Below are 22,056 nucleotides of genomic sequence, written 5' to 3' on the forward strand. Positions count from 1 at the left end.
TGAATTTTACAAATGGTAAGCTTTCGCTAACAAGACGACCATTTCCCCCCGACGGGCATACTGGTTCGGTTTAAACACGGAGCCGTTTACCCCATGCAGCCAGCCTCGCGAAGTCAAGGCTTCGATTGCCGGCGATGCCCAATGGCCGGTCGAAACATCACGATAAGAGGAATAGCTGTGCTTATACATGAAAATGCTTTGCGCCCGCGCCACCATCAAGGCCATTTCCGCCCGGGTCAACGGCTGATCCGGTTTGATCGTGTTATTGGGGTATCCTTGCAAAATGCCCAACCGATACGCCGTCATCAAATCCGTATACGCCCAATGGGAGCGAGACAAATCCGCAAAGCGGCGACTTCCTGAGTATGGCGTGACCGACATGCCATTCGCTTTGATCGCCTTCATCAACATGGAAGCAAATTGTCCTCTGGTTACGGCGGCATCCGGGCGGAACGTAGCGTCAGCGAAACCTTTGACAACCCCTTTGGCGCTTAGCCGCGCAATTTCCGGACGAGCCCAGTGCGTGGCAATATCGCGGAATCCGTCGACCAATACCTGCTTGTTCACCACCAGCCGATACGGATCATATTTGATCGGATTCACACTGTTTAAGCGAATATAATATCTGCCTTTATTCAGACGGATACCGGCAACGGGTTGACCTGCATCGGACAGTTCCGCAACCCGGTTTTGCGTCAGGAGCGGCTTGGTGAAAGCTTGGCCGCTGTACAACGACAGACGGACTCCGGAAGAAACGGGAACCATCGGCGCTTGGATCAGCACATAGGAAGGCTTGTCGACATCAAAGTAGAACCAGTCATAGTCGGTTTGTTTGGGAAGCGTTCCCACCATCAGCGAACCGCTCAGCAAACGGGAGGCCGTCCGGCTGGTGTCATTCGGCTCATTCGTGTCCCGATATTCGGGCGTATATGTCAAATTCATCTTGTATTCAGCGTTTACCGCGTTGCTCCAATATTCGGACAGCTGAATGAAATATTTGCCCGGCGTTACTTCTTCCACAGCGCGTTCGGTCGGATCGGAGCGGGTGCCGCTGTCATGAATGTCCCAGCCGGAGTCTTGCCGGCGAACCTTCAATTCCAGGTCAATCCGGTTGGTATCGGCGGTGACACTGACCGCAAGCCGGCCGTTTTGCCTTACATAATAGGAAAACCAGTCCGTGTCTCCTTCCTCATGAAAATTGCCGACGACGTTTATTTGATTGCCCACCAACGGTCTGGCCGTCAAGGCGTCATTGTTGCGTTCATAACTGTCCGGATCTATGGAGAACTTGCTGGTCAGCAGGTAAATAAAATTATTGACGCCCCCGCTCCGCTGCAGTTTTATGTACATTCTCCCTTGCTTTGCCGGAACGATCAGCGTATCGCCGTTCCCAACATAGTAGGTAACCGGCTGCTTGTTCGCCGGATAAAAGGTTGCGGCCATCGCTGAGATCGATGAAGACGTCAGCGAGGCGGTAAAGGTCACTTTGCCGTCATATGGCACATCCATATAGTACCAGTCGATCGGATCAGCCGGGCTTAGCTGTGCCCGAATCTGGGATTCGATCGGAAAAGGCTTGGAGCCATATTGACTGTTATTTGGTTCGCCGCTGTCCGCCGCCAATTTGCTGCGAACGGCTTTCCCCACATCCAGCAGGCCATACCCTGTTTTCCGATCCCAACCGGGCGCCTCCAAATCGGCGGCTGTCTGATACAGCAGCTGCCGCACCTCTACCGCCGTCATTTTGGGGTTGCGAGCCCATACCAGCGCTGCCGCTCCCGCTACCTGGGGAGCCGCTGCCGAGGTACCGGAAAAATATCCGTAGCCTCCCCCCAACTTGGTCGTATAAATATTCGAACCAGGGGCCAGCAAATTCAATTCCGGACCATAATTCGACTGGTAAATGGGCTGATTGCCGCTGCCGAGCGCTCCGACCGCTACGACGGTTGGATAAGCAGCCGGATATGCGACCCGGTTCCCTTCGTTTCCTGTGGAAGCCACCAGCAGGACACCGCGCGCTTCCGCCCGTTTTACCGCCGCCTCCAGCCTTTTGGAATACGAGTTGCTCTCCAGGGACATCAATATAATTTTAGCGCCGCGGTTGACAGCAAGCTCAATCCCCTGGCTGATCAGGTCCACATTGTCGGCGGAACCGTTTTTGTCGATGACTTTAATCGGCAAAATTTTGGCGTTCCACAATACGCCGGCAACCCCAATCTGATTGTTGCCTTTGGCCGCCAATATACCGGCAACGCTGGTGCCGTGCCCTTCGTCATCCTGGGCGGAACGGCCGGGGTTGACCAGATTGATGCCGGGCAGCAAATTTCCCTTAAGGTCGGGATGATTGTAATCGACCCCGGAATCAAGCACAGCGATGGTTATGCCCGTATTGCCCTTTACATAGCTCCAGGCAGCATCTGCCCGAATGCGTTTTAGATAGGATTGATTCGGATAATAATGATCGTTGGCGCTCACAGCAGCCTCTGCCTGTTGACAAACAGCCATTACGAAAGGAAGTATCAGTACGGTTAGCAGAATGACGGAAAAAGGTTTAACGATTTTCATAAAATTCTTCCTTCCTTTTCCTCCCCCTCATCGGTCAGAAAGAAATCGATCTTTTTTAGTGTAGCACAATCGGTTTCAAGAACGTAGTGCCACCAGAAAAAACCTCTTCGACAACCGAGAAAGCAAGACATCCCCCAGCGTCTATTCTATAAGACGTCGGAGGATGCCCATTTCGTTACGCATTTTTTATTGAATCAAGCCTTTTGATCCCTTGGCAAACACATCTCTGGCGATGCTTTTTACTTCCGGAACGACAGCTATGCACTCAGCCGGATCGACATTCGGGTCCTTCAAGGATTTCTCCGGAATGTGGAAGCTCCATATTTTGTGACCCTTTGCGGAGACTCGCATATTTCGCAAGCCAAAGCGGACGCGGGCCACTTCCGCACCATTTTTATGTTTCACCACCAACGGTACTTCCGTAAAGCTGATTCCTTGATCAAACCCGTTGCGGAACAGGACAACCACTCTCAGTCCGCCTGCTTCCGCCGCTTTGATATCCAGAACTTTGACGATCACATTGTCGGTAACCGGTTCTTGGTGGACCAGCTTGTTGTATTGAGCCAGTTCCTGTTCCGTCAAACCGTCCGCCCGGTTGGCCGGTCTCAAGCCAGTCGGCCGTTTTCTCGCACTCGGTTCGCAGACGATGCGAAGCTCCACATCAGGGTCTGGCACTTTCAGAAAATCGTTCCAATGGAACAAAAACTCGCAAGGGCGGCTGGAAAAATCGCCAATTTCCCCAAATGACAACATATCAAATGTTTTTCTGGCCACGATATCGCCATCCGGCGTGACCAGCGTCAGCGGCAGTTTGTTGATCAAAATATCGTGATCGGTTGCATTGCGAATAAAGGTCAACACCAAATACCCGTCTTCCAGCGGGTTAGCATAGAACGGTATAATGCCAACCTCGTCGCGAACAACCGGAGGCAGTTGCTCATAAATATAGGTGAGCAGCTCCGCTTCCATCTCATCGAGCTTGCTTCCCCACGGACCGTGCAAGGTCAGGAACAGTTCTTTCGAAGCGACGCGATTGGCCGATTGCTCCGGACTCTCGATCCCCGACAATCCGAGGTACGTCTCGTTGCCCATGTATTCATGTATTTCCTCGCGCACTTGCGCCAGGCTTTCCTTTGAACCAAACCAATTTTCCAACAACCAACTCATCCAAATACCTCCTATTTCAGAAAACCGCCCCCGCTGCAGCCGCCAAGTACAACCGAGCGGGAGGATCAACCATCTCTGTCAAGCCATCGCTTACTCAGACACTTCCGCATGGCAGGCGCTTAGATCGGCATCCGCCTTTTTCACCATCTCCGGCGGAAAAACAACCAGCCACGGACGGGATGTGCCGGGCAACACCCGGATATGCGTCGTATCCATAATCCCCGAGACGACGGTATCCCCTTGCGCATCTTTCAGGCGCAAACGCAATTTGTTCGGTTTGTAGATTTTGCGCATTCCATTGCGAAACAGCAGGCCAACAACCAGTTCACCCTTTTCCGTCTTCCCGGTGTAAAAGCTGTGGAAATCGACTGTCCCCGCAGGAATCACCGGCAGACTTTTCGCCAACTCCTCCAAATGGTCCTTCTGTTTCTCCGTCATCCGCTCTTCCATTTCCGGGTCCAAATCCAGATGACTCGGCCAGACATGTTTGCCAAACTTCAGCAATACCTGCCAGCGTTTGAAGGAGAAATTGTCATGGAGAAAACTGTCTTGCGGGAAAAAGACTTCCCACGGCCGACTGTGATAAGGCGGGATCGAACCAAGCTCTTCTAGGTTAAACTGATGGCGGGCAAATGGCTTGTTATCTAAATGGATCGACAACCCCACATTTTTAAATTTGGCCGGAAAGGCAGAGGCATTGCGGAAAAACATCGCCACCGTCACGCCGCCTTCCTGCGGAATGAGGCTGAATCCGGCCACCCCTACGGTACCTTCAATCATCGCTGGCAGCTCAGCCTGCAAAAAGCGAAGCGTATATTTTTTTTCAGCGTCCAGGTGCTGCTCCCAGGCCGGATGAAGCGATAACTCGGTTGTCACCTTCCGTAACGATTTGTTCGCTGTTTGTTTTTGTGCAGTTGTTCCTTCCAGTTCCATTTGGCTTTCTTCCAGTTTTTCCGTTTCCACGGTCGATTGCTCCTGGATTTCTTGCTTCAATTCTTGTTTGTCCTTGTTTATCCAATTTCGTAAAAAGGAAAACACGACAGAACCCCCTTCCATCGAGGCGCTTGCGCCTTCTTTTCTCATCATAGGTGTTTCTTTCATTAGGGTCAAACAGGCTACCCCGCCAAACCGGCATTACCCTTGAGGCACCGCAACTTTCCAGCGGGAGAAGTCCGCCGCTTCATTGACAATGCTTTCTGGCGGATAGATAAACAGCCAAGGTTTGCTCGTTCCCGCATTGACAACAAAACGATTCAATTCAAACAGTCCGCGGGCTGCCTCGTTTCCTTCGGCATCATAGAGGATCAACGGCAGCTTTTCAAAAGACAGCGACCGGTCCGAGCCATTGCGGAACAACAGCAGCACATGCAGCGAACCGTCTTCGTGACGACGAAGCTGTACACTTTGCACGTTTACTTCCCCTTGCTGCAAAGGCGGCAATTTCTGCGCCAGCTTGATCAATCCGTTTTTTTGCTCGTCGGACAGCGCCTGAATCCAGGACTCTTCCAATTCCAGCTGTTGGGGCAAGACCAGTTTTTTCTGAGCCAGTTCAAACGCCACTTTCCAGTTTAACAGCGCAACATTTACCTGCAGGAAGTTTTCCCGCTGAAAAACAAATGTCCACGGTCTGGCATGAAACGCAGGAATTTCCCCAAGTTCCGACAGATCAAAGTTCTGTCGGGCGAATAACTCATTATCTTTAATTAAAATGACCAAATTCATTTTTGCCAACCGGATCGGATGCGGCAGTCCATTGCGTACAAAAGCAGTCACTTCCACTCCGTCCTCGTGCGGAGAGAGATTGAGCCCGGCGAGCGAGATGTTGCCTTCCGCAATCGGCGGCAAATCACTGGCAATAAATGATAAGGCATATTTGGCTTTCGCGTCCAGCCTCTCCTCCCAGGTTTGATGCAAAGAGAGAGGAGTGGATTGTCTTGTTTCGTTTTCGGCGGAAGCTTTCGATTCGCCCGCCTTTTTGCCATCGATCAGCTCCGGAGCTTTGTTGGCAGGCAGGACAGATTCCTCTTTGACTTGCTCCTTCAGCTCATCCGGCGAAGGGCTTTTTCCCAGCAAATGTTTAAGATATGATAACATGACTTCGCTCCCTGTCACTATGATCAACACTATGTGACCAACTATAACACAACTGATTCCCTCTGCACAAAAGTTGCCCAAGCAAACCGATTCACTCGACCAGTTCCAAAGCAAAACGCTTCATCTGCTGCAATTTTTCGTGCGCCCGGTCCTCCTCTTGCGCAAGCGAACTCAAGTAAAATTTGATCTTTGGCTCGGTACCGGAAGGACGAATGGCCAGCCAACTGCCATCCTCAAGAATGAACTTCAGCACATCGGACGGCGGCAAACCGTCACGCCCTTGCGCATAATCCAGAACGGATACGACTGGATAACCGGCAATCCGGGTCAACGGCTCCTGCCGCAGTCTTGTCATCAGCTTGGCCATTTGTTGCTGACCTTCTTTTCCTTTAAAGGTAAAGGACAGCAGATCGTCGACAAAATAGCCAAACTGCTGATAAAGCGCCTGCAAAACCTGATCCAGCCGCTTGCCCTTGCTCTTGTAATAAGCGGCCATTTCGCAAAGCAGCAGCGCGGCCTGCACGGCATCCTTGTCACGGACAAACGTGCCAATCAAATAGCCGTAACTTTCTTCATAGCCAAACAGGAATTGCCGTTCTCCCGTCTGTTCATAGTTTGCGATTTTCTCGGCGATATATTTAAATCCGGTCAACGTTTCCACCGTTTCGACCCCGTAAGAGGCTGCGATCGCTCGCCCAAGATCGGAGGTAACGATCGTTTTGAGGATGACTCCATTTTCCGGCAAGCTTCCGGTGGCCGCAGCATGCTCCAGCAAATAAGCGAGCAGCAGCGCGCCGGTTTGGTTGCCGTTCAAAATCTGATAATCTCCCTGTGCGGTCCGGACAACCATCCCTACCCGATCGGCATCGGGATCTGTGCCCAGCACCAGATCGGCATTCGATTGGCGAGCCAGCTCGAGCGCCATAACAAACGCCTGATGTTCCTCCGGATTGGGCGAGGTGACCGTCGAAAAATTGGGGTCGGGCAGTTCCTGTTCAGGAACGACGGCTACTTGGGAAAAGCCCAATTCAGCCAATACCCGACGGACCGGCTTATTCCCTGTTCCATGCAAAGGCGTATACACGATTTGCATGTGATCAGCCATTTGCCGAACCTTTTCCGGATTTCGCGAAAGCGACAGCACCTGCTTTACATAAACTTGATCGATTTCTTCTCCCAACTGCTCAATCAATCCTTGATTTTCCCCTTCTGCATAGGAGAGAAACGGGACGCGCAGTTCATCTTCGACCGCGGCGATTTGTTGCAAGATTTGCGCCGCCGTCGAAGACGAGATTTGTCCTCCGTCCTCGCCGTAAACTTTATAGCCATTGTAAGCGGGAGGATTGTGGCTGGCCGTAATCATGATGCCGGCTGCCGCATGCAAATGTCTGACCGCGAAAGACAGCATCGGGGTCGGACGAAGCTCGGCAAACAGCCAGCTTTTGATCCCGTGCGCGGCCAAGACACCGCAGGCCGCCTCGGCAAACTGACGGGACATGTGACGGGAATCATAGGCGATCACCACTCCTTTTTCCCGCTTGTTTTGACTTCGGATATACCGGGCAAGACCCTCGGTGGCCCGGCGGACGGTATAGAGGTTCATGCGGTTGGTTCCGGCGCCAATGATCCCGCGCATGCCGGCCGTGCCAAACTCCAGATGCCGATAAAATCTGTCTTCGATCTCTCTTTCGTCCGTGATCGTCCGCAATTCGGCCTTCAAATCCGGATCGATTTGTTCAAAGCTAGCCCAACGTTGATACGCTGTCAGATGAGCATCCATGTTCCGATCTCCACCCCACTGTTTTATATGAAAACGTTTTCGATAAAAGCTCACAATCTTAATTAACCACACGCAGGAAATATATTCAAACAAAAAATCCCTTGGCCTCTATTGACCAAGGGTTCAGAAAATGAACGAACGGATTATTCATTATATCGGTGTTTTTGCCTAATTCTTCAATATCAATTTCTCCCACCCGGCCTTGAAACTGAGCGGTTAGTTGGCCGCTGTCGGCTCGGTGTTGTTTTGCGTATCCGCTGTGTCCGCTGTCTCGGAATCGGAGTCAGCGGCCGGTTCAGCGGATGCTGGCGGCGTTACCGTTTCATCCGCGGCGGTTGCATCTGTTTCCGTCGCTTCATCTACGGTATCTGCAGCGGTTTCAGCATCAGCTTCTGCCGTTTCCGAATTTTCCTCGCTTGCGGCCTCTGCATCAGCTGTATCGGTTGTATCCGCGTTGTCAGCAGCCGTATCCGCGTCGGAGCCTGTCCCGGTTTCTGCTGCGTCATCCCCTGTCTGTTCGGCATCTTCTGCAGAAGGGTCTTCAATGACGATCACGTCACCTTCCGGTTGATACGCCACCTTTGCGTTCAACTGCTCGCTGATAAAACGCAGCGGGAGGAAGAGACGGCCGTTTTTAACAACCGGTTTTGTGTCCAGCGCAACCGTTTGGCCATTGACTTCCGCTTCACTTTTGTCCAGATAAAGCGTTATTTCCACATCGCCCCGGCTAATCACGGCTGTGCGTGTGTCGGCCGCGTATTGGACATCTGCCTTCAACGCTGCACTGATCGCCCGGACCGGAACCATCGCTCGGCCCCCCTGAACAAAAGGTTTCACATCAAATTGCGGCTCTTGTCCATTGACAAAAGTTTTGATGCCTTCAACACCGGCTTTTTCGTACAATTCGCCCAGCTTCTCATACAATTCCGCTGTATCTGCTTCCTCGCCGACTTCCGCGGTTGCTTCGGTAGAGGAAGCAGCACTGGCCTGATACGTTTTCACCAAAAGTTCCTTTTGTACCTCAAGCGCTTGCGGCAGATCGGCGGTTTGCTCCAATGAGTCGACCAATTGTTCGTAAGTCGCTTGCAGTTCAGGCGTCACCTGCTTCGCTTTTTTCAATTGCTGTCGCAGTTCGATCAAACTTTTTTTCGTTTTGACCGCTTCTTTTACTTTACTGGAAATCGTCGCTTCTTCTTGGTCGCTGATCGCATCGGCTTCATCCGCAACGTCCGTCTCGTCCGCAGCATCCGTCTCCTCAGCGGCTTCCGTGTCGGTCTCCGCTGCATCAGTTTCGTCAACAGAGTCTGTTGGGGAAGCCTGCTCTGTTGTTTCGCTGCCCTTCTTATCCTTGTCGCTGCCGCTATTGCCTTTGTCGCTGCCGCTGTTGCCTTTGTCGCTGCCGCTGTTGCCTTTGTCGCTGCCGCTGTTGCCTTTGTCGCTGCCGCTGTTGCCTTTGTCGCTGCCGCCTTTCCCCTTATCCGCTTTCGCCACCGTAACTTTGGCGCCAGCCTCAACGCTGACTTTTGCGAAAGCTGCCGGAACGGCGGAAACAACGAGCAATGCTGCCATTGATGCAGAAATCATTTTTTTCATGTTGTCTTCCTCCTTAGGTATGTAAGCACATTATCGACGGCACTACCGGTTAAAAAGGTTGCAGAAAGAACCATAAAAATTTTCATGATTTTTAAATTTGTTAGCTCGGCAACACAATGAAAACCAAGTAACGCTATTACCTAAATCGACATAACGAAGTCTCCATTTTAGATATTTATTAAAAATTTTAACTAAACATATATTGGAAACAAAAACGGGTGCAGGCTCTCTGCGAACCTCACCCGTTTGCATCCAGAAGCTTTATTGAAAAATTTTGCTGATTTGCTCAATCTCAGCCGGCGTCAAGTCGACTTCTAATGTTTTCAGATTGTTTACCACCTGTTCCGGTTGTTTGGCGCCGGGGATCAACGCGTCGATCGAGTCGCGGGTCAAGTACCAGGCCAACACGACGTGGGCCACTTCCGCCTGTTTCGCAGCGGCAATCTCGCGCAGTTGTTCCACTTTGGCCAAGTTTCGTTCAAATTCTTCGCCTTGGAACAGCGGATTTTTGGCGCGGCCATCGTTGAACTTCGTCTCTTTCGTATATTTCCCTGCCAGCAAGCCGGCTGCAAGCGGGAAATAAGGGACAAATGAGATTTGCTGTTCAGCCGTATACGGCAGCAACTCTTTCTCCGCTTCCCGTTTCAACAAATTGTATTCCGCTTGCAATACATCCACATACCCGTCTTTATTGGCTTCTTTCAACTGTTCCATGCTGAAGTTGGATACCCCGATTGCCCTGATTTTCCCTTGATCCTTTAATTCCTTCAGGGCACCGACCGCCTCGTCCTTCGGTGTGTTTTCATCGGGAAAGTGAATATAAAACAAGTCTATGTAATCGGTTTGCAAGCGTTTCAGACTGTCTTCCACACAAGCCTTCAAAAATGCCGGAGAATTGTCAAACACGACCTTCCCGTCAACAAACTTGTGAGCCCCTTTCGTGGCAATGATCACCTGATCCCGATTGCCCTTTTCCTTGATTACTTCCCCGATCAATTGCTCGGAACGCTCGGGTCCATAGATGAACGCCGTATCCAAAAAGTTGATCCCATGATCCAACGCTGTCCGAACCACTTCTTTGCCGGTCTCTTCGCTCAAATTGGGGTAAATATTGTGACCGCCTACCGCATTGGTGCCCAGTCCGATTCTGTTGACATACAAATCTGTTTTGCCTAGACGCGTTTTCTTCTCCATCCAGCTTCAGCTCCTTTTTTCCATTTGTATCCATTATACCAAACCGTCCCGTTTTCAGCGGAGAGAAAAATGCTTCGAAGTGCAGTTTCGCCGACACCGCCGCGCAAATGCCGTCAATGTAACCTGGGAGAACGGTCATCCCGCAAATCAAAGTACAGCGAATTCCCATCATCCATTTGCGCAAACACGACCTCACTGATGTCAGATACCCCCTGTGCCCGCAAAATCGACAGCAGCCACTTTTCGTCCTTATGAATGGCTTGCAAATTCTCCGCAATAATTTTGCCGTCTATGACCAGGTTATGGGGCAAACCGCGCGAGGAACGGTGGAATTTCATATCTTTGCGCGTGACCGGCATTATATCCGGCTTCTTTAAAACCGACAATTGACCGTTTGTCTCAAAATAAGCCAGTTCCACCTCATCGAGGTAAAAGACATTTTTCTCCCGCAACAGAAACAATACGTCATCTATGGTCAAACGGTTTTTGCTCAAAGCCTGTTCCTGTATCTTCCCGTCTTTAATGATCAACGAGGGCTTGCCATTTAGCACACCTCTCCACCGATAGCTTTTCAACGACAAGATTCCTGTGAGCAGACACAACAACGCAAAGACAGATAACCCAAGCAGTCCAACCCACAAGGGAATAGTGGACGTAAAAATGACGCTGCCTGTCAGCGTACCGATGGTAATGCCCGCGACAAAATCAAAGAAAGTCATCTGGGAAATCAACTTTTTCCCCAGGATTCTGGCCCAGACATATAAAACCACAAATGCAACGACTGTCCGCAACACCATTTCCCACGCAGACATTCCAACCATTCCTTTCATTGGCAGTTGCTAGTATGATGATCGATCAGCAGGACATTTATGAATGTTTATCGTCAGTAAAATCACAGGCCGGAGATTATCCCAGCCTGCGCCTCCTACTTTGTCGCTGCCGCCGCCTCCCGCTCGCCGCTTTTTCGGAAAAACCATTTCATCATCGGTGGAGTGACAATGGTCGTAACCAGAACCACTACGACCATGACAGCAAACAGTTCCTCCGACAACAAATTGCTTTGTGTGCCGATGGCGGCAATGATCAAAGCAACTTCCCCTCTGGATACCATCGCCGCCCCGATGCCCCAGGAGCTGCGCCAAGCAAATCCGGCCAATCTTGAGCCGAGCCCAGCTCCAATCAGCTTGCTTAAAATCGCCAAAAGACTCAACCAGATGATCAGGAAGACATGCTCACCGATCCCGGCAAATTCCGCACTGACGCCAATCGAGGTAAAAAATACCGGAACAAAAATCGAATAGCTGATCGTCTCCACTTTTTCAAATACTTCATGCCTGTAGTTGGTAAGGCTGATAGCGACACCAGCGATGTAAGCGCCAATAATTGCCGCTACACCTGCATACTCCGCCAGGTATGCAAATAGAAAACAGATAATCAACGCCGCTGAAATCACCGCCTCGGAAACCTGCAGTGGGGCAAATCGTTTCAGCACCCAAGGAACAACCTTCCATCCGATCAAGAGAGCCACTGCAAAAAAGATGACTTTTTTCAAAACAATCATCCCGAGATGGACTTCGCCCCCGGCCAGACTCATGACAAATGCCAGAGCAATGATCACCAACACATCATCAATGACTGCCGCTCCCAGGATCGTCGTCCCTTCCCGCGATCGCAAATTACCCAGCTCTTTTAAAGCTTGCACCGAAATGCTGACGCTGGTTGCCGAGAGCAGCAATCCCAGGAAAATCGACTCCAGCGGCGGCAGACCCATCATCAATGCGGCCAGATACCCCAAAGAAAGCGGTACGATAATGCCAGCGATCCCCACATAGACAGATGCCTTGCCAGTCCGTTTAAATTCATCGACATCGGTTTCCAAGCCGGCGATAAACATCAGTAAAATCACACCGATCTGGCTGAGTTCACCGAGAATCTCGGTGTCTGTCACAAGTCCCAGTACACTTGGGCCCAAAACAATCCCAACCAACAGTTTCCCCAAAACCGAGGGCTGACCGAGTCTGGCACTTATCTCACCGGCAATTTTCGAGGCCAACAAAATAACGGCCAGTTGTAAGATCAACATGCGGCATCTCTCCTTTTCCCTCTAGTATTCCCATCTGTTTTCAAATTTTGGCAAAAAATAAAAGGAGCCCGCAACCACAGGCTCCTTCAAACGGACAGAGGAAGCCCTTGGTGACAGTCTCCCCCAAACAGATTCATATAAGCAATTATGAATATGGTAACAGATCAAGCGACAGAAAACAACCGGATTATGGCTTGCCGGTGACAATGGTAATCGTTTTGGTCGCATCCTGCCAGGTGACGCTTGCCCCGAGAGCTTGCCCGACCAGCCGAATCGGGATCAAATAGGTATCTCCCTTCCAGCGTGGCGGGGCGAGGATTTGCTTGGCAGCTCCGTTGATGGTGGCAGCGGCGCTGTTGGCTGTCAGCTGCAAATTTGCGCTGCCTTTGGCAATCCTGATCGTTTGGCCGTCGGAAGCAATGGCATAGTTGGCTCCGAGCAAATCCAATACCGGAAAAACCGGCACGAGAAAATCATCCGCAACCGGGGCGGAGGCAGGGTTCAGCTTTTGCTCCACGCCATTGACTACGAATTTGATCGCCGGTTGGCAAACGCTGTCGATTTCGAAGCTGCCGTAGCTTTTTGCTTGCCCGACCAGTTTTTTCCTCGTTTGATTCAATGCCGCGATCGTCTGTTGTTTGGTCGCGCACACGGTTTGAATCGTGGCCGCTCTCCGCTTGAGCAGTTGAGCGCGCGTCTCTTGTTTGAACTGTTCCAGATTTCCGGAAATCTCCGCGTGCAGCTGTGCAAATTCCTGGCGAATGGCTGATGCGCTGCCGCCGGTTCGTTCATACTGATTCAATTTGCCGCCCAGGCGATACACTTGCCCGTAGTATCGATCCAGCAGACCGCCCAAACGGTAAACTTGCCCATAGTAGCGATCCAGTGCATTTCCCAGACGGAAAACTTCGCCATAGTACGCATCAAGCGACTGACCAAGCCTGTTTATTTGCCCGTAATAGCGATCAACCGCCTGCCCCAATCGATTGATCTGTCCGTAATACGCATCCAACTGTTTGCTGCTGTATTGCTTTTTCAGCGTGGCGTAATCTTGTTCGGCAAGCTTCTTCAGCTGCGTATAGTCCGCTTGCGCCAATTCCTTGAGCTGCTGATAATCCGCCCCCGCCTGATCCTTCAACGTTTGATACTCCGCTTTTTCCTTCTCCTTAAAAGCGTCATACGTCGATTTGATCTGCTGCACCACTTGCTTGTTTCCCGATGCTGCCCAGGCCGCTGGCGGAGAATAAACCGCCCCCAATCCCACAGCAGCTGAAACAGTGACCGCAGCAAGCCATCTCATTGTAGGGCTTATTTTCATATGACTCCGCTCCCCTTTTACAACCGTTTCAATTTTCATACAATTACCAAATTACTAAACTTCCGCCAAATCTGTAAATGGTACTTATGGAGCAAACTCAAATGAAAAAGGCTGCCGGAATTGACTCCGGCAACCTGAACCTGCTTTTGCAAGCATAGGCAGTTTGTCCCTTACGACGCACTGGATTGTTGTTGGCTGTCTTGCGGTTTTTGCGGCATGTTTTCCATCTGTTCCAGCAATTGCGTCAGCAGCTCTTTTATGCTCGCTTGATCTTTTGCCGCTACTGCTTCCTGTAACTGCTGATTCAGATTGGCGTGCCCCTGTCTCCCGCCTTTTGGCGGTGTTCCGTTTTGCTGCGGCGGTGTTCCTTGCTGCGATCCATCGCCTAGCTTGGCATCGGCCGGCATCTCCGGCTTGTTCGCTTCCCGCTTTGCAAATGCCTGGTTAAAACGCTCCGTCAACTCGGGGGCATACTGGGCGACCAGCTCCATGATCTGCGTTTGATCCATGCGCGCCCCTTTCATTGCGCCGGGTTGCTGTGCCGGATCGCCTTGATTGGTTTGACCTGTCTTGGCGGTATCGGACGCGTTTGTGTGAGCTTGCGCCTGCGTTTGTGTGGTTGTATCGGTTTGCGCCTGGCCACAGCCGGTCAGGGCCAGCACAGCTGCCGCTGAAGATGTCAGCAACATCCATTTGGACATCGATTTCATTCATGTTTCCTGCCTTTCGTGACATATGTATGGAAGGGTCTTCCTCCTCGCATTCATAAGCGTACAGCAGGTATGTGTCAGCAAAATGTCAGTGCGTCCGCAAAATAGCTCACGAATAAATTTCCATAATTTGCGACTGAAGAAAGGAGAAAATGGCACCGATAATTGTAATGTAATCCATTACGTCTAGGATAAACAAACTTGGGGATTGCGACGTGCGACTGAACAGCAACAAAAGTCGGACGTTCTTTTTTTATTCCAAGACTAGGCACAAATACCTATATGTACTTCTAGTCAAGGATATAAATATCTATTATACTTTGTTTATTCACGTAACATATCTTTCTACGTACTACCCCGTACGAAGACCTCAGCCGCTTCAGGCTGAGGGTTTTTTTATCCCTCGGCGTCATGTTATAATTTTCCATGTACAATAGAGCACGGCTTCTCAAGGGTGGTCGGCTCATCCCCTGCCGAAAGGGGGTGATGCTGTGCAGGTATATGAAGCGCTGTCTTTGATGTTCATGTTTGGCATGTTCATCCTGGCTTTGCTGACTTACCTCAAACAGAAATAGACCGCCCTTGAGCTTGGGGAAGCCAGGCGGTCTATTCGCTGCTATTCCATGAGCCGCCCCCTGAGGGGAAGCTCTATTGTACAGCCGCAGGTGCTGCAACACCTGCGGTCTTTTTTAGTGTACGCAGTCGGCATCCGGAAATACACACGACGGCCAAGCAAAGATGGCCTCTTTACAGCCTATCTTACCACAAGAGTGCGGCAAAGCAAAATGATTGCCGTGCGAATTTTTGCGGCGATTTGCCTGTTCGGCACTGCCGTGGCATCATCATGGGCCAACTGGTATACTTAGCGAAGCTGTCAGCGTCGCGCTGCCATTAAAAATAACAGAGGGATACGGGGATGGGGGAAAAAAGATGAAACTGATCGCAATTGACCTGGATGGAACTTTGCTTTCCGAAAACGGGACAATCAGCCAAACCAATCGCGAGGCGATCGTTGAAGCACAGCGGTTGGGGCATATCGTCGCAATCTGTACCGGAAGAGCACTGCAGGATGCGCAACATATCCTGCAGCAAAGCGGGCTGGACTGTCCCATCATGGCCGGGAACGGAGCAGTCACCTTTCACGGCGGCAAGCTTATCGAGAAAAAAACGTTGCCAGCCGATGTGGTCAGCGAAATTTTAACCATGCTGTTTCAAGAAGACATCTACGCCGAGCTTTACACAAACGAGCATATCGTCATTCAACAGGACGGAAAGGCGCAATTGCGGGATGAAATCGGCAAACTCGCTGAGCGGGACGACTCGTTTCCGCGGGAGTGGGCGTTGGAGCAATGCAACATCCAGTTCGCACAGTACGGCATCCAGTGGGTAGCAGAGATACGCGACAAGCAGTTGGCTGATAGCGGCATCTACAAAATTTTCGCCTTTTCGTTTGACCGGCGCAAACTGCAGACGATGCGCCAAAAACTCGAAGAGCGCACCGACATCTCCCTCACCACATCCGGTTGGACGAAACTGGAAATCGCTCATCCCGCGGCGAGCAAAGGAAACGCGTTGGTCCACCTGGCTCGCTTGCTGCACATCTCGCCGGCGGAAACGGTCGCCATCGGGGACAACTACAATGACCTGTCCATGTTTCAGGCAGCCGGCACAAGTATCGCCATGGGAAATGCCGCCGCCGAAATCAAACAGCACTGCACTTATACGACGCTCAGTTGCGGGGAAGACGGCGTCGCCTATGGGTTGAGGAAATACATCTTGAACAAATAAACCGGTTCGGCCTCTGAGCAAACAAGGGGGCAGCCTGTCTTACAGCTGCTCCCCTTTTGGATGCTGAGCGCTTACTCCGCGATATTTTCCCCGAAGTACTTCTTGCTGATCTCGGCGTAGGTGCCATCTTCCTTGATTTCTTGCAACGCTTTGTTGATTTTGTTGAGCAACGCTGCATTGCCCTTTTTCACCGGAATCCCCATTTGATCAAGATAGAGCGGTTCGCCTACCGGTTGAATGGCCAGCTTGTTTTTGGTAATGGCATATTTGCCAACCAGTTCGTCCGTAATCACGGCATCGAGTCGCCCGGGAACGAGCAAATCCTGCAAAGCTGTAACATCGCTGTCATAGGTTTGCACCTGATCCGAGTATTTTTTGGCGACTGCTTCAAATGTGCTGGAAACAACCACGCCAATTTTTTTGCCTTGCAAATCATCCGTCGAGGAAATCGCCGTCTGGCCTTTGGCTACAAAAATTTGCGCGCCGGATTCGTAATAAGGCTCCGAAAAGTCCACTTCTTTTTTCCGCTCGTCGGTAATCGCCATGCTTCCGATAATGGCTTGAAACTTGTCTGTGTTAAGGGCAGCCAAGATCGTTTGCCAAGGATTGGTCACCGGCTTCGGATTCATCCCCATCTTTTTCGCCAAGGCATTGCCAATCTCCACATCGAAGCCGACAAGCTCGCCATTTTCCTGATAGTTGAAAGGCGGATACAGCCCGCTCATCGCAAAAGTGAAGTCCCCTTGGCTGTCAACCGATGCTGTGCTCCCGCACCCGGAAACAACCAGACCGACCAGGAGCAAACCAGACCAGAAAAAAGATCGCACTGCTTTCACGATAGAATCTCCCCCTTATTCTCACGCGTTTCCTGCGGAAAGTTTTGTCATCTTCCCCCTTGATCCAAACGTTTTTCCAAACGGGACAGCAGCAGGCTGAAAACCAGAATCAGCACCAGGTAGTACAGACCAGCGATCGAGTAAAATTCCAGTTGACGAAAAGTCGCCGCCGCTTCGCTCATCGATACGCTAAAAAGTTCAGCCACGCCGATAAACGCAACCAGAGAAGAGTCTTTCAGACCGATAATAAACTGATTGCCAAGCGGCGGAACGGCCCGTTTGAATGCTTGCGGCAAAACAACGATTCGCATGGCCAGTCCGCGGGACATCCCCAGCGATCGGGCCGCTTCCATCTGCCCTTTGTCAATCGACTGAATCGCTCCGCGGAAAATTTCCGCAATGTACGCACCGCTATGAATGGCAAGCGCCAATACTCCTGCCCAAAACTTGGACAGGACGATCAAGTGGGTGATTCCAAAATAAAGCCACATAATCTGCACAATCAGCGGAGTCCCCCGGATCAACCCGATATACGCATTGGCAACCCATCGCAACCAGCGTTTGTCCGACAACTTCATAAAAGCAAAAACAAGTCCAATGAAAAGAGCAAGGACAAGGGAAGCGATCGTAATCTCCAGTGTCACCCCAGTCGCCTTGAGAAACCCGAAGAACGTGCCAATCAAGCTTTCCAGAAACTGATTCATTCCAAGTCGCTCCTGTGCAAAGGTTTTTATACGTCTGATATTAACAGAATATTCGAACTATGTAATTGTACAAAGCGGACAAAAAATATTCCACTCGCACCGATTCATTCAACAGATTTTTATACAAAGCGGTTAAGGATTGGCACAAAAAACCCCTTTCCAACTGGAAAGGGGGGGTTTGCAGACTTTTCATTTGATTCTCCCTTATTTTTTTACAAGTTTATCTATTCTATCACCTGCGGTATTACCGAGTAAATCGGTATTTTACGGATGATTCCTGCAACATTCTATTTAACCGTAAAAGAATGGCTGAAGAAGTAAGCGGCGGTCGAGGCTGTTTCGGAAATTGCCTCCCGTTAATGGCGCATTTCCCGATCGACAGAAAGAAAAGGGCCTCCCCGGATGAGGAAGACCCTCTTCGTCGAAAAAAACTGCTATCAGTTCCAATCGTTGCCGTCAAACGTGGCGACAACATCAGCGGCCATCGGATTGCCCGCGGCGTCACATTTGTTTCCTTTGTTGAAGGTAATCGTTGCATCAGTTGGCGCCGGAGCAGACAACGTGACAACCACTTTATCTTCATTTCCGTCATATTCCGCAGTGTCAATCGTGACGCCGGCTGAATACAACAAATGCGATTTCATATCAAAACCGGTGTTGATTGGGCTTTTGCTATCGCCGCTTCCCAAATACAAATCTTCGCCGATGGCAAATTCCAGGACAGTTGCCGAGCTGCTTTCCACAGTGGCTGTCGGTCCGCTCTTGTCAATTGTAAAGTTAATTGTGGTCGTCATCCCGTTGCTCCTGTTGGTCAAAACAAGACTATGATCCCCTTCCGCTGAGACCACTCCCCCCGAGCTAAACACAATTCCATCCAGGGTAGCCGTCACAGTCGAAGCAAAGGTAATCGTTACATCGGAACGATATAGGCCATTATCGCTAACACCTGAAGCGGTTGGCGGATTCATTGCGCCTGGATCGCTATTCTCGGCTTATGCCCTCTCATCATCTCAGGGCTTTCGCAGCGAGCCTACACCGCGCGGGCGCCTTTCAGCGCACACGGCGTTCCGTCAACAAATAAAAAGGATAAAACTTACAATGGGCAGTCATATTTTACCATAATGGCAAGCAAAAAACGAAACGGAATTGCAAATATTGCGTCAACCGTTTGCACAATTGCTCAGCTTAACAGAAAAAAGCTGACGCCGATGGAATTTCGACGCCAGCTTGCGGCCTAGCAGCCTAGGATGCTTCTTTCCTGTCCACAAAATGGAGACTTGCCAAAAATCCCAACGAATGTTAATTGTTCGTGGTATTGCTTAAAGAATACACCGCGCTGACTGTGGCAGCTTCCGACCAATTGCCAAACTTATCCACCGCATATACCTTTATAAACACGGTGTCTCCATCTTCCACACCAAGAACGTCCAGGATTTTTCCTGTACCCCGGATCAAATTGTTGCCTCTATACGTTTTCGTATAGGTGGAGTGGTAACCATACTCAGTGGTCGTTGGTTCTGTGTCTTTATTGTAGTAGGCCTCGAAGTGATCCAAATCCGGATCACCGCTCTGATCGTCCCAATAGTACGACATCGTATTCGAGTCCGGATTATCCACAAAAGTAAGACCAGTCGGTTGATTAGGCCCTTGTTGGTCCCAAGTAACCATCGTACTGTCGTTACCGCTTGGGCTGGATGCGTTATGGGCCGCGTCAAAAGCCACTACTGTAAAGATAACACTATCGCCATCCGACGGTACAACCGGTCCGTTCACAAGGCTGGCCAAGTCAATGTCTTGTGTTCCCGCAGAGGACACCGTTTGATAAGAATCCGCCGCAGGGTCGGTTCCCGGCATCGTATTCACGGAAACAAAGACTTTGTAATGATCCACTCCCTCGCTTCCCGCATCATCATCGGTGAGCGTTAGTGAAGCCACGGATGTACTCCCCAGCTTCTGACCCCCTGTCAACCCGGCGCTAAGTCCGTTTGGTGCTGCATGATCGCTATTCTCGGCTTTGTTCCCTGTTTTGCTTGTCGGGCAATTATTCCGAGCCTACACCGTGCGAGCGACTTTCATCGCACACGGCGTTCCGTCAACAAGCAAAAAGTTACAAAAATACAATGGGCAATGTAAATTATAATACGTCTTTACCTAATCTTCCAGTTGGAGTTTAGCCCAACTAATTGTTTTCTTGTGAACGTGAAAAAAGCCTGCCTTTGACAAGGCAGACCTTTTCGAAAAAATTTTGAGCGTATTTCTGGTAGTTTACGAAGCATCCTCAGGATTACAATCCACAGTATTTGAATAACCTATCAAATGATCGTTATCCTTGATTTCTACCTTAAACTTGTAATTAGTCCCTGCTGTCGTAGCAATTACTGTCTTCCTATATCCATTCTCAGGCTGTGAGGATACAACACTTGCTTCACTCCAATTTGTACCTCCATCAACTGATTGCAACATTGTTTGTTGGAGATTATTTAGAGGAGTATAGTAAAGAGTTACTTCGGTTCCAACTAGATTTTGTTGATTGTAGGTTAAATCACTAATAGTCGTTGGTGCGCTATTCTCGTCTTTTATCCAAGAGGACTCTCAAAACGAGCCTACACCGTGCGGGCGACTTTCATCGCACACGGCGTTCCGTCAACAAAGATAAAAATTACAAACGTACAATGGGCAATGTAAATTATAATACGTCTTTACCTAATCTTCCAGTTGAAGTTTACCCCAACTAATTGTTTTACTGTAAACATGAAAAAGGGGCCTGCCTTTGACAAGGCAGACCCTTTAAAAAATATGACATGGACAATGCTAAAACGTTTCCTCAGGTACGTTCATGATGTACAGTTTGCCAGCTAATTATGGAAGTGTTACAGAACTGTTATGAGCGCACCAAGCGTAATCGTCTGTCCCAACCGTAAATACAATCGGTACATAGGTGCTACCGCTAGCCAACGCAAGTCCATCCATACTATTAGTCAGCGTAGCGCCAATTTCAGTTGCAGCGCCATCATCACCTGCAGTCACGTCGATCTTTTTCAAACTTCCTGCGGCAGTCAGTGACTCCAACTTGTCAACAAACGTTGCTCCTGCCGCTGCATAGGCAGCATCAAAAGCCTCCTCGTAGCCTTCACCGTTATTCACAAAACCGATGTAGTACTGGGTAAAGTCTTTGGCAACATCGTCATCCGGCTCGGCAAAGCTGAACAAGGTTTCTGCAATCGTTGCACCAGCAATTGCGTCTGGCTGCATAGCACCTTGATAAAGAATTTTACCAGCCGGCACCGTATAATCAAGGAATTTAACGACTTCATCATCGGCATCCAACTCGTACAATCCAATGTGCATATTCGCAGCAGGTACAAAGATATCCGTACCGGAGGAGTAATCCGTTAATCCCGTCGGAACGCTTCCTACGGCAGGTGTCGAAAAAGCAGTTCCGCTAACTTCATAGGCGAGGTGATTACTTCCTCCTGCTACATAAGTTATTTGGGTTTTGTCCAAATCGCCGCCTCGCGTTACTGTATAGCCAGTAATCGCAGGCGCATCAAGGCTATTCCCGCTTTATACCACAAACAAGCGGCTTTCAATCCGGGCCTACACCGTACGGGCGACTTTCATCGCACACGGCGTTCCATCAACAGAGAAAAAATCACAAAAATACAATGGGCAAAGTATATCATAAGATGTTTGCGCCAAAGCTTCCAGTTGAAGTTTATTCCAAATCCCCTGAATTCCAGCGGCATGAAAAAAGGCCACCTCTCAACAAGGTTGGCCCCTCTTGGCGAGTAAAAAGCAGGCAACGCCAAAAAGGACTGCAGAAACGTACATTCTGCAGTCCTCGTTGGTGATTGGATACCTTGTCAATTGAGAAACAAACAACGCCCATTGTAAGTTCTCGTACTCCTCTTATCCGCTGACTGGGTTCCTTCGTTCCGGCCAGTTTTCCCCTCCCCGCCTGTGTTACCACTGCGGGTACGAACGGCAAGCCATCCACACTACTATGAACCCGCCGCCATCTTACTAGCCTCACTGGCCCTACCAAGCCTCATCTAGTAAGACTTCAAACGTTCCGCTCTGTCTATCCCTCATTTTTATGACCTTAGGTTCCCACTCTCCGATAATAGAAGATACAGTTTAACAGCCAATTATACTGTACCCCTCTGCACCATTTAAAGTACAGGGATGTCTGCTAACCCCCTAGCTTAGCATTTCGTAGCAGCC

General features: G+C 50.2%; 18 protein-coding genes. 2 read left to right on the forward strand and 16 right to left on the reverse strand.

Going from position 1 to position 22,056, the window contains the following annotated elements:
• Nucleotides 1-6 precede the first annotated feature (6 nt).
• The 11 genes from JOD01_RS15530 to JOD01_RS15580 form a co-directional block, all read right to left on the reverse strand.
• Nucleotides 7-2,565, reverse strand: a complete 2,559-nt coding sequence (locus JOD01_RS15530) for a S8 family peptidase (RefSeq protein WP_204519226.1) — start codon at nt 2,563-2,565, stop codon at nt 7-9.
• Nucleotides 2,566-2,751: 186 nt separating this feature from the next.
• Complete coding sequence (locus JOD01_RS15535) at nt 2,752-3,732, reverse strand: SLAP domain-containing protein (protein ID WP_204519227.1); 981 nt, start codon at nt 3,730-3,732, stop codon at nt 2,752-2,754.
• A gap of 90 nt (nt 3,733-3,822) precedes the next feature.
• Entirely contained in the window at nt 3,823-4,818 is a 996-nt protein-coding gene (locus JOD01_RS15540; RefSeq protein WP_239565489.1) for an SLAP domain-containing protein, read from the reverse strand.
• A 48-nt stretch (nt 4,819-4,866) separates the two neighbouring features.
• Nucleotides 4,867-5,826, reverse strand: a complete 960-nt coding sequence (locus JOD01_RS15545; RefSeq protein ID WP_204519228.1) for an accessory Sec system S-layer assembly protein — start codon at nt 5,824-5,826, stop codon at nt 4,867-4,869.
• 91 nt (nt 5,827-5,917) lie between these two features.
• Nucleotides 5,918-7,606 (reverse strand): phospho-sugar mutase, encoded by a 1,689-nt coding sequence (locus JOD01_RS15550; protein ID WP_204519229.1) that lies wholly within the window; start codon nt 7,604-7,606, stop codon nt 5,918-5,920.
• A 216-nt stretch (nt 7,607-7,822) separates the two neighbouring features.
• Nucleotides 7,823-9,199 carry a copper amine oxidase N-terminal domain-containing protein gene (locus JOD01_RS15555; RefSeq protein ID WP_204519230.1) on the reverse strand — a complete coding sequence of 459 codons (1,377 nt, stop codon included), beginning with the start codon at nt 9,197-9,199 and terminating at the stop codon, nt 7,823-7,825.
• Between the two features lie 261 nt (nt 9,200-9,460).
• Nucleotides 9,461-10,393 (reverse strand): aldo/keto reductase, encoded by a 933-nt coding sequence (locus tag JOD01_RS15560; protein WP_204519231.1) that lies wholly within the window; start codon nt 10,391-10,393, stop codon nt 9,461-9,463.
• 113 nt (nt 10,394-10,506) lie between these two features.
• Nucleotides 10,507-11,205, reverse strand: a complete 699-nt coding sequence (locus tag JOD01_RS15565; RefSeq protein WP_204519232.1) for a DUF421 domain-containing protein — start codon at nt 11,203-11,205, stop codon at nt 10,507-10,509.
• Nucleotides 11,206-11,318: 113 nt separating this feature from the next.
• Nucleotides 11,319-12,476: a cation:proton antiporter gene (locus JOD01_RS15570; RefSeq protein WP_204519233.1), complete on the reverse strand. Its 1,158-nt coding sequence runs from the start codon at nt 12,474-12,476 to the stop codon at nt 11,319-11,321.
• A 187-nt stretch (nt 12,477-12,663) separates the two neighbouring features.
• Complete coding sequence (locus JOD01_RS15575; RefSeq protein ID WP_204519234.1) at nt 12,664-13,794, reverse strand: copper amine oxidase N-terminal domain-containing protein; 1,131 nt, start codon at nt 13,792-13,794, stop codon at nt 12,664-12,666.
• Nucleotides 13,795-13,964: 170 nt separating this feature from the next.
• Nucleotides 13,965-14,504 carry a hypothetical protein gene (locus JOD01_RS15580; RefSeq protein ID WP_204519235.1) on the reverse strand — a complete coding sequence of 180 codons (540 nt, stop codon included), beginning with the start codon at nt 14,502-14,504 and terminating at the stop codon, nt 13,965-13,967.
• Nucleotides 14,505-15,028: 524 nt separating this feature from the next.
• Between JOD01_RS15580 and JOD01_RS19730 the strand changes: the two genes are divergently transcribed.
• A complete protein-coding gene (locus JOD01_RS19730; protein ID WP_239565496.1) occupies nt 15,029-15,079 on the forward strand; it encodes a putative holin-like toxin in 51 nt (16 codons plus the stop codon).
• Nucleotides 15,080-15,434: 355 nt separating this feature from the next.
• Nucleotides 15,435-16,292 carry a Cof-type HAD-IIB family hydrolase gene (locus tag JOD01_RS15585; protein WP_204519236.1) on the forward strand — a complete coding sequence of 286 codons (858 nt, stop codon included), beginning with the start codon at nt 15,435-15,437 and terminating at the stop codon, nt 16,290-16,292.
• A 71-nt stretch (nt 16,293-16,363) separates the two neighbouring features.
• Here the strand turns inward: JOD01_RS15585 and JOD01_RS15590 are convergent, their stop codons facing one another.
• From JOD01_RS15590 to JOD01_RS15610, 5 genes are all read right to left on the reverse strand, one after another.
• Complete coding sequence (locus tag JOD01_RS15590; protein WP_420829094.1) at nt 16,364-17,131, reverse strand: ABC transporter substrate-binding protein; 768 nt, start codon at nt 17,129-17,131, stop codon at nt 16,364-16,366.
• Nucleotides 17,132-17,175: 44 nt separating this feature from the next.
• Nucleotides 17,176-17,832, reverse strand: a complete 657-nt coding sequence (locus JOD01_RS15595; RefSeq protein ID WP_204519237.1) for an amino acid ABC transporter permease — start codon at nt 17,830-17,832, stop codon at nt 17,176-17,178.
• A 437-nt stretch (nt 17,833-18,269) separates the two neighbouring features.
• Nucleotides 18,270-18,626, reverse strand: a complete 357-nt coding sequence (locus tag JOD01_RS15600) for a hypothetical protein (protein ID WP_204519238.1) — start codon at nt 18,624-18,626, stop codon at nt 18,270-18,272.
• Between the two features lie 505 nt (nt 18,627-19,131).
• On the reverse strand, nt 19,132-19,767 hold the full coding sequence (locus JOD01_RS15605) for a hypothetical protein (RefSeq protein WP_204519239.1): 636 nt from the start codon (nt 19,765-19,767) through the stop codon (nt 19,132-19,134).
• Between the two features lie 924 nt (nt 19,768-20,691).
• Nucleotides 20,692-21,336 carry a hypothetical protein gene (locus JOD01_RS15610; protein WP_204519240.1) on the reverse strand — a complete coding sequence of 215 codons (645 nt, stop codon included), beginning with the start codon at nt 21,334-21,336 and terminating at the stop codon, nt 20,692-20,694.
• Nucleotides 21,337-22,056 lie beyond the last annotated feature (720 nt).

This window comes from Brevibacillus fulvus, from assembly GCF_016908525.1.
Taxonomy (GTDB): Bacteria; Bacillota; Bacilli; order Brevibacillales; family Brevibacillaceae; genus Brevibacillus_G; species Brevibacillus_G fulvus.

Bases quoted from the DNA above. Each gene is read 5' to 3' on its own strand.
- JOD01_RS15530 (WP_204519226.1), bottom strand. From the start codon at position 2,565: ATGAAAATCGTTAAACCTTTTTCCGTCATTCTGCTAACCGTACTGATA.
- JOD01_RS15535 (WP_204519227.1), bottom strand. From the start codon at position 3,732: ATGAGTTGGTTGTTGGAAAATTGGTTTGGTTCAAAGGAAAGCCTGGCG.
- JOD01_RS15540 (WP_239565489.1), bottom strand. From the start codon at position 4,818: ATGATGAGAAAAGAAGGCGCAAGCGCCTCGATGGAAGGGGGTTCTGTC.
- JOD01_RS15545 (WP_204519228.1), bottom strand. From the start codon at position 5,826: ATGTTATCATATCTTAAACATTTGCTGGGAAAAAGCCCTTCGCCGGAT.
- JOD01_RS15550 (WP_204519229.1), bottom strand. From the start codon at position 7,606: ATGGATGCTCATCTGACAGCGTATCAACGTTGGGCTAGCTTTGAACAA.
- JOD01_RS15555 (WP_204519230.1), bottom strand. From the start codon at position 9,199: ATGAAAAAAATGATTTCTGCATCAATGGCAGCATTGCTCGTTGTTTCC.
- JOD01_RS15560 (WP_204519231.1), bottom strand. From the start codon at position 10,393: ATGGAGAAGAAAACGCGTCTAGGCAAAACAGATTTGTATGTCAACAGA.
- JOD01_RS15565 (WP_204519232.1), bottom strand. From the start codon at position 11,205: ATGTCTGCGTGGGAAATGGTGTTGCGGACAGTCGTTGCATTTGTGGTT.
- JOD01_RS15570 (WP_204519233.1), bottom strand. From the start codon at position 12,476: ATGTTGATCTTACAACTGGCCGTTATTTTGTTGGCCTCGAAAATTGCC.
- JOD01_RS15575 (WP_204519234.1), bottom strand. From the start codon at position 13,794: ATGAAAATAAGCCCTACAATGAGATGGCTTGCTGCGGTCACTGTTTCA.
- JOD01_RS15580 (WP_204519235.1), bottom strand. From the start codon at position 14,504: ATGAAATCGATGTCCAAATGGATGTTGCTGACATCTTCAGCGGCAGCT.
- JOD01_RS15585 (WP_204519236.1), top strand. From the start codon at position 15,435: ATGAAACTGATCGCAATTGACCTGGATGGAACTTTGCTTTCCGAAAAC.
- JOD01_RS15595 (WP_204519237.1), bottom strand. From the start codon at position 17,832: ATGAATCAGTTTCTGGAAAGCTTGATTGGCACGTTCTTCGGGTTTCTC.
- JOD01_RS15600 (WP_204519238.1), bottom strand. From the start codon at position 18,626: ATGACGACCACAATTAACTTTACAATTGACAAGAGCGGACCGACAGCC.